This window comes from Bradyrhizobium manausense (genome assembly GCF_018130615.1).
GTDB lineage: Bacteria > Pseudomonadota > Alphaproteobacteria > Rhizobiales > Xanthobacteraceae > Bradyrhizobium > Bradyrhizobium manausense_A.
In genome coordinates this window covers 1-14,989 of the sequence record NZ_JAFCKB010000030.1, presented here as the reverse complement: position 1 = coordinate 14,989, position 14,989 = coordinate 1, and the positions used below count along the sequence as shown (strand labels likewise).

13 protein-coding genes and 1 pseudogene are annotated in these 14,989 nt (G+C 64.2%); 5 read left to right on the top strand and 9 right to left on the bottom strand.

The window, feature by feature from the left end; all coding sequences use genetic code 11:
• Together JQ587_RS34545 and JQ587_RS34540 are read right to left on the bottom strand one after the other, a co-directional pair.
• The gene (locus JQ587_RS34545) at positions 1–654 is read right to left on the bottom strand and encodes a response regulator (RefSeq protein ID WP_212428323.1); all 654 of its coding nucleotides are present in this window, start codon (positions 652–654) and stop codon (positions 1–3) included.
• Entirely contained in the window at positions 651–2,036 is a 1,386-nt protein-coding gene (locus JQ587_RS34540; protein ID WP_212428322.1) for a sensor histidine kinase, read from the bottom strand. Before JQ587_RS34540 ends, JQ587_RS34545 begins: the two co-directional genes overlap by 4 nt.
• A 187-nt stretch (positions 2,037–2,223) precedes the next feature.
• On the opposite strand from JQ587_RS34540, the gene JQ587_RS34535 reads away from it, so the two are divergent.
• Positions 2,224–3,093, top strand: a complete 870-nt coding sequence (locus JQ587_RS34535; protein WP_212428321.1) for a DUF3280 domain-containing protein — start codon at positions 2,224–2,226, stop codon at positions 3,091–3,093.
• A gap of 13 nt (positions 3,094–3,106) precedes the next feature.
• On the opposite strand, the gene JQ587_RS34530 is transcribed toward JQ587_RS34535, so the two are convergent.
• Genes JQ587_RS34530 through JQ587_RS34520 form a run of 3 tightly spaced genes read right to left on the bottom strand, consistent with a single transcriptional unit; the run spans position 3,107 to position 6,142 of the window.
• On the bottom strand, positions 3,107–4,138 hold the full coding sequence (locus JQ587_RS34530; protein ID WP_212301525.1) for an L-idonate 5-dehydrogenase: 1,032 nt from the start codon (positions 4,136–4,138) through the stop codon (positions 3,107–3,109).
• A gap of 24 nt (positions 4,139–4,162) precedes the next feature.
• Positions 4,163–4,930, bottom strand: coding sequence for an SDR family oxidoreductase (locus tag JQ587_RS34525; protein WP_212428320.1), 768 nt, complete (start codon positions 4,928–4,930; stop codon positions 4,163–4,165).
• A gap of 12 nt (positions 4,931–4,942) precedes the next feature.
• Positions 4,943–6,142 (bottom strand): mandelate racemase/muconate lactonizing enzyme family protein, encoded by a 1,200-nt coding sequence (locus tag JQ587_RS34520; protein ID WP_212428319.1) that lies wholly within the window; start codon positions 6,140–6,142, stop codon positions 4,943–4,945.
• A 173-nt stretch (positions 6,143–6,315) separates the two neighbouring features.
• Here JQ587_RS34520 and JQ587_RS34515 point away from each other — a divergent pair, with 173 nt between their 5' ends.
• From JQ587_RS34515 to JQ587_RS34500, 4 genes are all read left to right on the top strand, one after another.
• Positions 6,316–7,083: a GntR family transcriptional regulator gene (locus JQ587_RS34515; RefSeq protein ID WP_212428318.1), complete on the top strand. Its 768-nt coding sequence runs from the start codon at positions 6,316–6,318 to the stop codon at positions 7,081–7,083.
• A gap of 26 nt (positions 7,084–7,109) precedes the next feature.
• Entirely contained in the window at positions 7,110–8,474 is a 1,365-nt protein-coding gene (locus JQ587_RS34510; protein WP_212428317.1) for an MFS transporter, read from the top strand.
• A 38-nt stretch (positions 8,475–8,512) separates the two neighbouring features.
• Positions 8,513–9,523, top strand: coding sequence for a TRAP transporter substrate-binding protein (locus JQ587_RS34505; protein WP_212428316.1), 1,011 nt, complete (start codon positions 8,513–8,515; stop codon positions 9,521–9,523).
• A 69-nt stretch (positions 9,524–9,592) separates the two neighbouring features.
• Complete coding sequence (locus JQ587_RS34500; RefSeq protein WP_249154671.1) at positions 9,593–11,407, top strand: TRAP transporter large permease; 1,815 nt, start codon at positions 9,593–9,595, stop codon at positions 11,405–11,407.
• Positions 11,408–11,433: 26 nt separating this feature from the next.
• On the opposite strand, the gene JQ587_RS34495 is transcribed toward JQ587_RS34500, so the two are convergent.
• The 4 genes and pseudogenes from JQ587_RS34495 to JQ587_RS34480 all read right to left on the bottom strand — a co-directional run bounded on the left by JQ587_RS34495 (position 11,434) and on the right by JQ587_RS34480 (position 14,838).
• The gene (locus tag JQ587_RS34495; protein ID WP_212428314.1) at positions 11,434–11,661 is read right to left on the bottom strand and encodes a hypothetical protein; all 228 of its coding nucleotides are present in this window, start codon (positions 11,659–11,661) and stop codon (positions 11,434–11,436) included.
• Between the two features lie 97 nt (positions 11,662–11,758).
• Positions 11,759–13,009: an arsenic transporter gene (locus JQ587_RS34490; RefSeq protein ID WP_212301518.1), complete on the bottom strand. Its 1,251-nt coding sequence runs from the start codon at positions 13,007–13,009 to the stop codon at positions 11,759–11,761.
• Between the two features lie 24 nt (positions 13,010–13,033).
• Positions 13,034–14,316 (bottom strand): annotated as a pseudogene (locus tag JQ587_RS34485) (MFS transporter).
• A gap of 81 nt (positions 14,317–14,397) precedes the next feature.
• Entirely contained in the window at positions 14,398–14,838 is a 441-nt protein-coding gene (locus tag JQ587_RS34480) for an EamA family transporter (protein ID WP_212428313.1), read from the bottom strand.
• Positions 14,839–14,989: the final 151 nt, after the last annotated feature.

Here is a 14,989-nt window from a genome sequence, read left to right as displayed (position 1 = left end):
TCAGGCGTCGCCGAGATCGGGCTGCGTCAAGATTCCCTGCCGCAGCGCCAGCCGGACCAGCTCGATGTCGGAGCCGACGCCGAGCTTGTCCTTGATCAGCGAGTGCAAATTCGCCACCGTCTTCGGGCTGACGTGCAGCGTCTCGGCGATCTCGTCCGTCGTGTTCTCGGCGAGGAGCAGCCGCAGCACCTCGAATTCGCGCGGGGTGAGGACGTCGGCGGCCGAGCTCTCGCCGCTGATCCGGCTCAGCGCCAGTTCGTGGTCGATGTCGGGGCTGATCGCGATCTTGCCGGCGAGCACATCCATCACCGCGCGCACCAGCGTCTCCGGCGGGCTGGTCTTGGTGACGTAACCTCTCGCGCCGGCGCGGATCGCCTGCACGGCGAAACCGGCATTCTCATGCATGGTGAAGACGAGGATCTTTGCCGCCTTGTCCCATTGCCTGATGCGCCTGACGGCCTCGACGCCGCCGATGCCGGGCATGCTGAGATCCATGATGACGAGGTCGGGCGCCTCGGATTTGAACAGGCGATAGGCCTCGGCGCCGTCGCCGGCCTCTGCGATGACGCGCAGGCCCGGCTGCTTCTGGAGCACGGAGCGATAGCCTTCGCGGACGACGGAATGGTCGTCGACCAGCAGGATCGTCGCGGTCATGCCGCGTGCTCCAGCGCCCGCGGATTTGTGGCCGCGAGCGGAATGACCACGCGCAGCGAAGAGCCGCCGTTGGGGCCGGCCTCAAAGCTGAGCTGGCCGCGCAGCGCCGCAACCCGCTCGCGCATCCCGAGCAGGCCCATTCCGGATTTCGTGGCGGGCTCGGTAGAGCGTCCATCGTCGTTGATCGCGAGCGCGATCTCGTCGGCGTGCATGGCCAATTCCATGCTCACCTTGGTGGCGCCGGCATGCTTGGCAGCGTTGGTGAGCGCCTCCTGCACGATGCGGTAAAGGTTGGCGCTGGTCGTGGCCGGCAGGGTCTCGAAGGTGCCATCGAAGCGGATCGAGAAGCGGGTCTCGCCGCGGCTGCGGCCATTCCAGCCGGCGACGAGCCCTTCGAGACTGGCGACGAGGCCAAGCTCCTCGACATCCGGCGGGCGCAGCCGGAACAGCGCGCCGCGCAGCGTCTCCATCATGCCGGTCGCGGTCCGCGCGATGCCGTCGCATTCGCCGAGCAGGGAAGGGCAGTCCTGCGCGGCGGTCTGGCGGGCGGAGGAGGCGAGCGCGCGGATCGCAGCCAGTGACTGGCCAAATTCATCGTGCAGCTCGCGCGCGAGATGGCGGCGCTCCTCATCCTGGAGCGCGATCAGTTTCCGCGTCAGCTCGGCGCGTTCGGCGAGCGCCGTATCAAGGCTTTCGGCGAGATGGTTGAAGACGTCGCGAACCGCGGAGAGCTCGGCGAGGTCGAACGGCGGCAACCGGGCGGTGAGGTCATTGGCGGCGATCCGCTCGAGACCGGTGCGGATCATGCGGGTCGGGCGCAGCGCGCGGGCCAGCGCGGCGTAGACCAGGACGCACAGCAGCGGCAGCGCGATCGCAAGCGCCAGCATCAGACGGCCGGCCTCGTGCCAAGCTTCCGCCGTCTGCACGGCCGGATCAACCGAGACCACCGCGTCGCCGAGCTTCGTTCCGCGCAGGATCACGGGCCGCGCCGCTTCGCGGCCGGGGTCGAACAGGCTGTGATAAAACGCCGCGAAAGCCTGCGGTGGCGGGTCCGCCGGTATGGGCGCGCCGCTACAGAAGCGCTGGAGGATGTCACCGCCGACGCCGCGGAAGGCGAGGCACAGGCCCGGGGTCATCACATAGGCCGAAACAGGGTCGAGGTTGGGAAAGTCCGAGCGCGGGCTCGCCGCCCACAGGACCTTGCCCTGCTGCAGCTCCAGCGTCTTCGCCACGATGGCGGCAATGCTGTCAATCCGTGCATGTGCTGCGCGGTCGGCGGTGATGAGGAAATAGGCTGATATCGCGGCGAAGCAGGCGGCCGATATGGCGGCCACGCGCAAGGTCAGGCGGACCTTGAGATCGAATCTCGGGCGGTTCCACATCGGCGGGCACCTGGTACGAACGGAATTGTCGCCCCCGCATTAAAGGGCAGAACGCTCGCCGCGCAAAGCGGCACGCTTACCGCAGTGCAACGTCGTGAAATTTTCCCGGCGCTGATCGGGATGGCAACGGCTGTGGTGTGCGAAACGTTCGCCTAGCTTGCGGTCTTTCCGCCATGCGAGGCCCGCGATGCGCCGTATCCTGTCGTTCCTCTCCCTCCTCGCTCTCATGGGGGCCGGGTTGGGTGGCCAGGCCGCAGCCACTGATGCCACCGCCATCGCTCTCGATGATTTCAGCTATACCGATACCTCGGCCGAGCCGACCGATCAGGGCGCCGTCCATGAGCGGCGCCTCCAGACGTTTATGGTCGCGCTCCGGCGGAATATCTCCGCCGACCCGCGCTACCGGCTTGCGTCGTCGGTGCAGGACGGCGCGGCCTTCAAGGTTATCGGCGGTATCCAGAAGACGAGCACGCTGGTGCAATGGGCCAAGGTCGCCGTGATCGACGTCGGCGCCAGGAAGCTCGTGATGGACAAGCTCTACACCTTCCGCGGCGACAATGACGAATCGTGGGAGCGCGCCGAGATATTTGTGTCCCGCGAGATCATGGCAGCGCTTGGCGCACCCGCGCCGGTTGCGCTTGCCGTGTTCAATTTCGAGCTGGAGGACGCGACCGCAGCTTCGGCGGGCGCCTCGGCCATGTCGGATGCGTCTTACCTCGCCGAAGTGACTGGCAGCGTGCGCGAGGCCCTGGGCCAATCCGGCCGCTATCGCATCGTCGATGTCGACAGCGCGAGCAGCGAGGCAAGGGGGCGCGCTCTGCGCGACTGCGATGGGTGCGAGGCCGCGATCGCGCAAAAGCTCGGCGCGGACCAGTCTCTGATCGGCGTGGTGCGGCGGGTCAGCCGCACCGAGTACACGCTCGGTTTCCAGGTCCGCGACGCCAGAACCGGCGCCGTCGTGTCACGCGGCGACAGCGGCTTGCGCCTGGGCGCGGATTATTCCTGGAAGCGCGGTGCCGTCCGCCTGGTCAGCGAACGGCTGATCGAGAACCAATAGCTCTGATGACATCCTAGAACGTCAGCTGCACCTTCATCGACTGCGAGCGGTCGGTGGCAAGCTCGAAGGCGGCAACCGCGTTCTCGAACGGCATGGTCGCCGTGATCAGCGGCTTCACGTCGATCAGGCCTTCGCCCATCAACCGCACCGCCAGCTCGAATTCGGGATCGAAGCGGAAGGTGCCGCGGAGCTGCAATTCCTTGGCGACGATGGAATTGATCGGCAATGTCATTTCGCCGCCGAGGCCGAGCTGCACCAGCGTCGCGCCGGGGCGCAGAACGTCGAGTGCAGTGCGGAGCGCGGCCTGGTTGCCCGAGGCTTCGAACAGCGTATCGAACACGCCCTTGCCGGCGCGCCAGGGATCGAGCGCGGGGGCATTGGTCGCGACGTTGATCGCGTGCGTCGCGCCGAGCTTCTTGGCGACCGCGAGCGGAGCGTCGGCCACGTCGGTCACGACGATCTCGGATGCGCCGCCAAAGCGCGAGACCAGAATCATCAGGGCGCCGATCGGGCCGCAGCCGGTGATCAGCACGCGCTTGCCGAGCAGGGGGCCGGCCTGCTTGCCGGCATGCAGGCACACAGCGAGCGGCTCGGCGACCGCGGCCTCCGCCAGCGAGAGCTTGTCGGCGATCGGCACGGCCTGCGTGGCGTCGACGGTGATGAACTCGCGAAATCCGCCCTGCACATGGGGAAAGCGCATCGCGCTACCGAGGAAGCGCATGTCGAGGCACTGGTTGCGCATGCCTTCCTGGCAATGCAGGCACTGGCCGCACGGCTTGCTCGGATTGACCGCGACGCGGGTACCTGTCTTCACGTTGGTGACGCCGTCACCGACTGCAGCGACGACGCCGGCGATCTCGTGCCCCAGCGCCATAGGCTGCTGGATGCGGACGACGCCGAAGCCGCCGTGGTGATAGTAGTGCAGGTCGGAGCCACAGATGCCGCCATTGGCGATCTTGACGCGGACCTCGCCCGGGCCGGGCGCCGGATCAGGATAATTGTCGATCCGCAGATCTTTCGGGGCATGAATGACGACAGCGCGCATGGGCTTGCTCCTCGGTGTTCGCGATTACATCGCGGCGGTCATACCGCCGTCGACATAGATGATTTGGCCATTGACGTAGGTTGAGGCGTCCGACGCGAGGAAGATTGCCGCGCCCACCAGCTCGTCCGGCTTGCCCCAGCGCTTGGAGGGGATGCGGCCCATCAGCCAGTTGTTGAAGTCGGGGTTGTTGACCAGCGCCTCGTTCATATCGGTCAGCATGTAGCCGGGGCCGATCGCGTTGGCCTGGATGCCGTGCTGGGCCCATTCCACCGCCATCGAGCGGGTCAAATTCTTGATGCCGCCCTTCGCTGCAGTGTAGGGCGCAATGGTCGGGCGCGCCAGCTCGCTGGCGAGCGAGCCGATGTTGACGATCTTGCCGTGCTTGCGCGGGATCATACGCTTGGCTGCCTCGCGGCCGATCACGAAAGCACTGGTGAGATTGGTCTCGATCACCTTGCGCCATTCGTCGGTGGTGAACTCGACCAGCGGCTTGCGATGCTGGATGCCGGCATTGTTGACGACGATGTCGATCGCAATGCCCTTTTTGTCGAAATCATTGAACGCAGCGACGATCGCGGGCTCGTCGGTGACGTTGAACGCAGCGCCTTCGGCCTGATGCCCAGCAGCGCGAAACTCGGCGACCGCTTGCTCGACGCGTTTGGCGTCGACGCCGTTGACGATGATCTTGGCGCCGGCCTTGGCCATGCCCTCGGCAATGGCGCGGCCGAGGCCCCGGGAGGAGCCGGTCACCAGCGCCGTGCGGCCGGAAAGGTCGAAGAGGGCAGTGCTCATCTTGAGAAGTCCTTAAGAGTTGGACCGGCGCACGATCAGATCGGAGCGATCGAATACGGCGGGCAGAAGGTCGACGCCGAGGCCGGGACCCTCCATCGGGAAGACATAGCCGTCCTTGATGGTTGGCATCGTCGTGACGAGCTCATTGTACCAGCCCTTGTAGAAGGCGCGCACTGATTCCTGGATCAGCGTGTTGGGCTGGCTGAACGACATGTGGATAGCGGCGATGAAGCCGATCGGCCCAATGCAGTCATGCGGGGCGAAGGGCCGATGATAGGTCTCGGCCATCGCTGCGATCTTGCGGCCTTCGGTGAGGCCGCCGGTCCAGCACAAATCGGCCATCACCACGTGCATGGCGTCGCGGTCGAGCATGTCCTTGTAGGGGAAGCGCGAGCCCAGCGTCTCGCTGGCGCAAACCCAGACGTCGGTCGAGCGCGCATATTCGGCCAGCGCCTGCGGGGAGTTCATGCGGATCGGGTCTTCGTACCAGGTCGGCTTGTAGGGCTCGAGCGCGCGCGCGATCTGTTTTGCGGTCGGGAGATTCCACAAGGAGTGGAATTCCACCATGATCTCCATCTTGTCACCGACAGCCTTGCGGATCTTCTCGAACGGCTCGATCGCCTGCTTCATCTGTGCAGCCGTAATGTAGAGCCCCTTGTTCTCCTGTGCCGCTGGATCGAACGGCCAGATCTTCATCGCTGAGATGCCGCTCTCCAGCAGGCTTTCGGCGAGCGCATCGGCACGGTTCATGAAGCCGTCGAGGTCTTCGTAAGGTCCCTTGGAGGCACCGAGATTCCAGTTCGAAACCGGGCTGATATTGGTGGAGCGGACATATTGGGTGCCGGCGCAAGTGTTGTAGATGCGTTGCTTGTCGCGGCACAGGCCGCCCAACATCTGGTGCACCGGCTGATTGCAGACCTTGCCGAACAGGTCCCACAGCGCGATGTCGATGGCTGATGCCGCGCGATATTCGACGCCGGTGGAGGACTGCGCCATCGGCAGGTTCAGCATGTCGCGATGGATGGCTTCGATGTGCAGCGGATTGCGGCCGAGCAGGCGGCCGGCAAAAGTGTCGTGGATCTGCGCTTCGATCGCGCCCGCGCCATAGAACGTTTCGCCGAGACCGATCACGCCCGCATCGGTGTGAACGCGCACCCAGATGACGTTTGAGAATTCCTCCGTGCGCAGCGTCTCGATCGACGTGATCTTCATGGCCATTTCCTCCCATGACAGGCTCTCGGCCTGCTTGTCTTCATTTCGCGCCGCAGCATGCCGCGGGCCATGGAGAAGTCTTACGCCCGCTTGTAATATATCACAACATGTTTTAAGGATATCACAAATACGGCGCCGCTCTGCAACGACAGCGTGGCCCAAGGGAGGCATGCATGGCACGGCGTAAGCGCACGCTCGAGGTTGTGAGGAACGAGGACGGCGGCGAGGGCAGGCCCTCGCGGCGCAACCGTCTCAATTTCTTCGAGCTGGCCTATCAGAAGATCGAGGAGCTCCTGGTTCATTGCGAGCTCAAGCCCGGCCAGTTCATGACCATGCTGGAATTGCAGCAGATCACCGGCTTCGGCCGTACGCCGGTGCATCACGCCGTCAATCGTCTCTCCGCCGACACGCTCATCATCATCCGGCCCCGCCATGGGCTGCACATCGCGCCGATCGATCTTGCGCGCGAGCGCATGCTGCTGGGCTTGCGGCGCGACATGGAGCGTTTCGTGATCCGCCTCGCGGCCGATCGCGCCAGCCTCTCGCATCGCAATCAGGCGCTCCATATCGAACGTGTGCTGCGCGAGCGCCGCGCCACCCTGACCCTCGACGAGTTCAACAGCATCGACCGCCGCATCGATGTGCTGGTGCTGGAGGCGGCGGGTGAACCGTTCCTGGTGCATACGCTGCGGCCGCTGCACACGCTGTATCGCCGCATCGGCTACATTCATCACCGCTTCATGCCGGGACAGACGGATCTGTCAGGTACGATCGATCATCATCTCGCCATCCTGGCCGCAGTTGCCGGTCGTCGCGTCGAGGACGCGGTGAAGGCGAGCGATGCCCTCATCGATTTCATGGATTCGATCTTCGTCGGCATGGAGGCGGGGATCGATCCGCGCCTGCTCGATTGCAGCATCGAGCCGCTGCTTGGCACGTAAAAAATTCTGAAGGGAGGACAAAATATATGTCAACGATGGCTGTGCCACAACCGACGGCGAGCGAAGCTGCGGTCCGCTACCTCATCACGAACTACAGTCCCAAGGGCAACAAGGTCGGCTGGCTGATGATGGCCTCGATCCTGGTCGAGGCCTGGGATCTCTATTCGATCGCTTTCGTGCTGATCTTCATCAAGGAACAATACAATCCCGATCCGCTGATGCTGGGCCTCGCCGCAGCAGGGACGCAAGGCGGCGCCCTGATCGGCGCGCTGCTCGGCGGCTGGCTGTCGGACAAGATCGGCCGCCGCGTCATGTTCCTGGTGACGATGGTGATGTTCATCATTCTGGCGCTGGCGCAGGCCTTCGTGCCCAACGTCACATGGCTCGTCGTGATCCGCTTCCTGCTCGGCATCCCGCTCGGCTCGGATATTTCGACCGGCTACACCTACATCATGGAATCCATGGCCAAGGGTGAGCGCGAGGTCATGGGCAACCGCTGGCAGTTCATGTTCGCCGTCGGCGAGGTGCTGACCATCGGCGTCATCGTGATCTTCCTGCTGCTCGACATCCATCACGAGACGCTGTGGCGCGTGACGCTCGGCCTCGGTGCCCTGCCGGCGCTGATCATCCTGATCATGCGTCACGATGTGCCGGAGACGGCCGTGTGGTTGGTTCAGAAGGGGCGCTATCGCGAAGCCAAGCAGGTCGCGCGCGAGATGTTCAACGACGATCTCGCCATGCTGCCCGACCAGGATGTCGTGATGCCGAAGGTATCGACTCGCGCCTTCCTCGCCGACCTCAAGCAGGACCCGATCCGTTGGCGCGCGACGGTCTACGGCTGGATTGCCTGTTTCATGCAAGCGAGCGAGTTCTCGACCTTCGCGTTCTACCTGCCGGTGCTGTTCGCCATGGTTGGCGTGTCGTCCATTCTCGGCAACAATCTGGTGACGATGGCGCTGTTTGCCTTCGCCGGACTGTCGGGCTGGGTCGGACCCTTGTTGACACCGAAGATCGGCCATCGCGGCATCTCGATCGCGGGCTTCTCGATTGTGCTGGTCTCACTGCTCGTCGCGGCCTTTGCGCTCTACACCGACAACAAGATCCTGCTGCCGTTCGCCGCCGCCGCCATGTTGTGGGGGCATTACTGGGACGCTTCCAACTGCATGACGATCCCGACCATGGTCGCCAAGCCCAAGTATCGCGGCACCGCCAGCGGCTTCGCCTACATGTTCGTGAAGCTGCCGTCGTTCCTGGCGATCTTCCTGTTCCCGTCGCTGTTCGCCGCGATTGGTCAGGCCAACGCCACGCTCTTTGTCGCGATTTTCCCGCTGATCGGATTGCTCGCCGCAATCTTCATCCTGCCGGAAGTCTACGGCTACGAGAACGACTGAGCGGACAACGCTCAATAACAAACTGGAGGGGAGACATCATGACCAAGTTTTCGCGCCGCGTGATTTTGGCGGGGATCGCAGGAGGACTCGCAGCTCCAACCCTGATCGGGCGGGCTGCGGCCGCCACGGCGCTTAAGGTTTCGACGTCATTTCCAAATGATCCGAAATTTTCGGCGGCGCGGATCTGGTATGATCTCTTCCTGTCGCGGCTGAAGGAGACGACCGACGGCCAGCTTGCGACGCAGTTCTTCCCTGACAATCAGCTTGGTCAGGAGGCTGATGTCGTCAACCAGGTGAAATCCGGCGTGGTCGACATGATGCTCGTCGGCACGCCGATCTGGACCAACGTCGTGCCCGAGATCGGCGCGTTCGATCTCGGCTATATCTTCCAGGACTATGACCATGTGCGGAGAGTAGCAGCGTCACCCGCGGGCGATGCCGTGCGACAGCTCCTGGTGAAGAAGGCCGGTGTGCATTTCCCCGCCTGGGGACGGAATCTCGGGGCGCGAAACTTCATGACGAAGTTCGCGTTCAAGGATCCTGCGGAACTCGCTGGCAAGAAGATACGATGCCTTCCGAACCCTGTCGTGACGGAGACCGTCAAACTCATGGGGGCTGCTGCAACGCCGATGGCATTCGGCGAGATCTACACCGGCCTCCAGGCCGGAGTGATCGATGGGCTGGAGCACGACGCTCCGACAATCATCTCCGCGAAGTTCTATGAAACCGCCAAGAACTTCACGCTGACCAGGCACATCCACACGCCTTTCGGCGCTTTCATCAGCGACCGCACCATGACCAAACTACCGGCGGCGCAGCGTGATGGGCTGGTCAAGGCCGTCCAGCAGGCCACGGATGAACACTTCGCCAGGGCCGGTCAGATTGAGGCCGACGCCATGGCGGAGTTGAAAAAGCTCGGCGTGACCATTGCGGAGTGTGATCGTAACGCGTTCCGGGACCACGTTCGACCGATGTGGGATCGCTTCGCCGACCGGACGCCCGCCGCGAAGCCGTTGCTGGATGCGATCCGTCAAACCGAAAACGGGTGATGGATGACAACGCCTGTCACGGTGGAGCGAGCCGGGGGGCTCGCAGTCGGAGGCGTCTGGCCGGCCTTCATGAAGGGCCTGCTGCTCGCTCTTGAATGGACCGCAACGGCTCTGCTCGCAGCCGATCTTCTTGTCGTTGTCGGTTCGGTCCTGGCCCGCCACTTGTTCGACACGCCAGTCGAGTGGAGCGACGACGTTGCGCGGGCGCTGCTCCTCGCCGTGACCTTTCTCGGCGCAGCCGCGGCTTTGGCGCGCGGCGACAATGCCGGCGTGACTTTCTTTGTCGATCGGCTCAGGCCCCGCCGACGTGAGCAGGTCGATGCCGCGGTGGCTGCGCTTGTTGTGCTCATCGCGGCTGCGTCGTTCTGCTACGCAACTCAACTGCTGATTGAAACGGCAGGCCAGACGGTCGGGGCTGGGCTTCCGCAGGAAGTCTTCTTCGCTCCGCTATGCGTTGCGACGGCGGCCATGACGCTCTTCGCGATCGATACCTGCCTGCGCTTCCGCCGGCGGGATACGGTCGCGGCACTTATCGGCTACGCAATCCTGGCCGCCATCTGGACGGCGTGGCTGTCGCTCGCACCCGACACCACGCCCGGGTTGCCATGGATCATGGGGCTGGTCTTCGTTGCATCGCTGATGGCCAACGTCGCCATCGCTTTCGTCCTGGCACTTTCCGCGCTCGTTTTTGTCTGGTGCGGCGACATGTTGCCCGGCCAATTTCTTGCCCAGCAGATGGCGCGCGGCATCGACAATTTTGTGTTGCTTGCTGTCCCGTTCTTCATCCTGGTCGGCTATTTGATGGAGGCGAACGGCATGTCCGTTCGCTTGATCTCGCTTCTGCAGAGAGGCGCTGGCCGAATCCGTGGCGGTCTCGACGTCGTGATGGTTCTCGCGATGGTCATCTTTTCCGGCATCTCCGGCTCGAAGATGGCTGACATCGCGGCCGTCGGTTCTGTCTTGGTGCCGGCTGCGCGCAAATCCGGGCAGAAGCCCGGCGATGCGGTCGCTCTGCTCGCGGCCTCGGCGGTGATGGCCGAGACCATTCCTCCGTGTGTGAATCTCATCATTCTTGGTTTCGTCGCGAATTTGTCGATCGGCGGACTGTTCATGGCCGGCCTGCTGCCCTCGGCGTTGATGGCGCTGGCGCTCATTCTCGTTTCTATTGTCGCGGGGCGTCGCACGACCCAGGCGGCGATCGTCGGGGCAGGGGGCGAGTCGATGGCCAGCATGGCGACCAGCGGCTTTGCGGCATTCGGTCTGATCGTGCTGATTTTCGGCGGCTACCGATCGGGGTTTGCGACCGCGACGGAGATTTCTGCCTTTGCGGTCGTCTATGCACTCGCGGTGGGGTGGGTCTTGTTCCGGGAGATGACCTGGACGGCAGTCGGCTCGGTGATGCGGCACGCCGCCGTGCGCTCGGGGATGGTTCTGTTCATCGTGGCGGCTGCTCAGAGCCTCGCTTATGTGCTGACCCTTCAGCAGATCCCGCATGCGATTGCGGATCTCCTGGTTGCCTTGACCGCCCAGCACGGACGATGGGTTTTTCTCCTTCTGTCCATTCTGATCTTGATCGTGATGGGATCTGTTCTGGAGGGAGCCGCCGCGCTGATCATCTTCGCGCCGCTGCTGATGCCCGTTGCTCGGCAACTCGGCATCGATTCCCTCCACTACGGCGTCATCCTTGTCGTCGGCATGGGAATCGGACTATTCGCGCCACCGCTCGGTCTCGGCCTTTACGGTGCGTGCCTCATCGGCGGTGTGCGGCTCGAAGACACCATCGTGCCGATATTGAAATATCTCGGAATACTCTTCCTCTGCCTGCTCCTGATCGCTTTTGTCCCGGAGATCAGCACGGCGCTACCGAGGGCGCTGGGGTACTAAGGCGCCGCTCGGCGAACCGTCGTGCCCTATGGGCTCATGAACACGGGATCAATCCCGGTCGCCGCCTGGCCGAGCAGGCCGATGGCCTGAAGCTGGGCGCTGTGCAGGTCGATCTGCACGATGGCGAACAGGGCCAACAGCACCACGGCCGTAAAGACGAGCATCGGATGGGATGATTCGCCCGGCTCGCTGAAGCCGAGCAACGCGCGACGCAGGGAAAAACTCTGCGGCAATGCCTTTGACTGGATCTGCACGATAGACCTCCTTGCCGCGCCCTATGAGGCTGCGCGACGGAAAGGAGTATAGGTTAGGCTTTGCCGGCCACATTGATGCGCCGCAAATTGCGCGCGATTACCGGATGGCGGCCGCCAGCGCGGCTATCAAGGCAGGCGGCGTGACCAGCAGGCCGAGCTTGAGAAATGGCCAGGCGCCGACCTCGATCTTCTCCCGCCGCAGCGCGACCAGCCAGAGAATGGTGGCGAGCGAGCCTGTTACCGACAGATTAGGCCCGAGATCGACGCCGATCAGGATGGCGCTGACGACGGAGGCGGGCAGATGATCGCTGGCGGCAACCGAGCCCGCGACGAGACCGACGGGCAGGTTGTTGGCGATGTTGTCGGCAATCGCGGTGGCGATGCCGACGCTCCAGGCGGCTTTCGAGACGGATTGCTCAACGGCCTGGTGCAAGAGCGCGCTGAGCTGACCGATCACGCCGGTCTTCACCAGCGCCTCCACCATTACGAAGAGACCGCCGACCAGCGGCAGCACGCTCCAGGAGACACCGCGCAGCACGGGAAATGGCGATTGGCGGTTGATCAGCAGCACGATGGCGGCCGTGACCACGCCGCAGATGAAGGTCGGCAGGCCCAACTGCTTATCGAGTGCCGAGGCCGTGACCAGCACGATGCCGATGGCGATGATGCCGACCGCCGTCAGCTTGCCGCCGCGGCCAAGCTTTGGATGCGGCACCCTGCGCGCGATGGTCTCCTCCTTCAGAGCGCGATGCTGGGTCAGGCGCAGCACGATGTAGGTGAGCAGGATCGCGGCCGCCGAGGGTAGGGCGAACAGGCGCAGCCACTCTGTCAGCTGCGGCATGTGCGCGCCGAACACGACGAGATTGGCGGGGTTGGAGATCGGCAGCACGAAGCTCGCGGCGTTGGCGATGAAGGCGCACACGAAGAGATAGGGCAACGGCTTGGCGCCGGCGGCGCGCGTTGCGGCATAGACGGCGGGCGTCAGCACGATCGCGGTGGCATCGTTGGAGAGTAGCACGGTGACGACCGTGCCGACGATATAGATCAGCAGGAACAGCCGCTGCGGCGAGCCTGCGGCATATTCCACCGCAAGCGCTGCGAGATAGTCGAACAGCCCTTCAAGCCGCGCCAGCTCGGCGATCAGCATCATGCCGATCAGGAAGAGATAGACGTCGATGCCTTTCTCGATTCCGGTGACCGCATCCTCCCATGGCAGGAAGCCGAGCAAGACCAGCGCAGCGGCGCCGAGCACGGCCCAGATCGCCTCGGGCAGGCGAAAAGGGCGGATGATGACGCCGGCGGTCGCGGCGACGATGATGCTCCAGGCCCAGATGGCGTCAGACGGCACGTTCAATCCTATGCTGAAATGGGGTTATTCGGCAGCGATAGCGGAAGCCGACGCCGCTGTCTTCCCCTGTGGGCGCAAACCTTCATCTGCGACTTGCCGCGTCTCGGGCAAAGCGAGGAGGCAGACCAGGGCGCCGATCGCCGCGATCGTGCCGAGGATGATAAAAGCCGCGCCATAGCCCGCGCCGACCACGACGAAGCCGGCGAGCGTCGTCGACAGCGCGGCGCCGATGCTCTGGGCGGTGATCACAGCGCCTTGCGCGACGTTGAAGCGGCCGGTGTTGCGCATGAGGTCGGCGACGATGACGGGGAAGATCGCGCCAAAAATGCCGGCGCCGACGCCGTCGAGCAACTGCACGCCGACCAGCCAGAACGGATTATCCGAGAGCGTGTAAAGCGCGCCCCGGATCGGCAAGATCAGGAGCGCGGCGAGAAAGAAGCGCTTGTGGCCCCAGCGGTCGGCTCTCGCGCCGACCAGCATCGCGAACGGCACCATGACCAGTTGCGCCGCGACGATGCAGGCCGACATCAGGCTGGTACCCATGTTCTTGTCCTGCAGCGCCAGCTTCTGCCCAACCAGCGGCAGCATCGCCGCGTTGGCGAGATGGAACAACAGAACGCAGATCGCAAAGACGAGCAGAGGCCGGCAGGTCAGGAGAACATCGAGACCGGATGGCTGCTCGCGTTCGCTGTCGGTTTCCGCGCCGTGCAGCCCGCGGGCGAGATCGTGATCGATTGCGCGGGCGGGGATTGCCAGGATGCTGACGAGGCTCGCGATTGCCATGGCGCCAAGCAGATAGAACACGACAGTCGGGCCGAACCAGAGGAGAACACGCCCGCGAGTCCCGCCGCGACCGCGTTGCCGGCGTGATTAAAGGTCTCGTTGCGGCCGATCCGGCGGGTGAAAGCGGCGTGGCCGAAGATGCCGAGCGAGACGGCGGCGATTGCGGGAGGAAAGACCACGGCGGCAGCCTGCGCGATGCCTTGCGAGATCGCAACCGCCAGGAAAGTTGGAAACAAGGGCAGCGACAGTGAGGCGAACGTCACCATGATGGCCGCCACGGCCATCACCAGCCGCTTTGCGCGGGTCGCATCGACCAGTGCGCCTGCCGGTGTCTGGGCCACGATGCCGGCGATGATCGCGATCGACATCACGAGGCCGATACGTGCCTCGTCCCAATGCTGCTCGGTGAGGAGATAGACGGCGAGATAGGGGCCGAGCCCGTCGCGGACGTCGGCGAGAAAGAAGTTGGCCGCATCCAGCGCGCGGCCGGCTTGCCTTGCCTGATCGGGGTTCTCGCGCGACATCGGTCTCTCGATCGAGGCTCCAAATAGCCCGGCAGCAACCTTCATGATGTCGGCTTGGTTCCCCTGATCACGCCGGGCTCGTCAAAACTTGATCGCCAGCAGCACTGCGCCGGCGCCGATCATGGTGATCCCGATCCAGCCCTGCGCGGTCGGCCGCTCGCCGAGAAAGGCGAAGGCAAACAGCGCCACCAGCACGACGCTGAGCTTGTCGATCGGCGCCACCAGCGTGGCAGGTCCGAGCTTCAGCGCGCGAAAATAGCACAGCCACGACGCGCCGGTCGCGAGGCCCGACAGCACCAGGAACAGCCAGGTCCTCGACGAGACCGCCGAGGGTACGGCGAATTGCCCGGTGAAGAGCAGCAGCACCGAGAAGGCGAGCAGCACCACGATGGTGCGGATGAAGGTCGCGAGGTCCGGATTGATGTTCTCGACGCCGACCTTGGCGAAGATCGCGGTCAATGCGGCGAAGCAGGCGGAGAGGAGCGCCCAGGCCTGCCAGGCGGAGAGGAGGGCGGGTTTCATGGGGGCAGGTATCGCTTCGTTCGTCCTTATTTAGGCAGGTATATCCTAACACTCCGCCGTCGTCCCGGCGAAGGCCCTAGGGCATGCACACATCTTTCTTGGCAGGAAGTTGCCTTGGGGGATTCCCGAATCGGCACTTTGTGTGATTCCT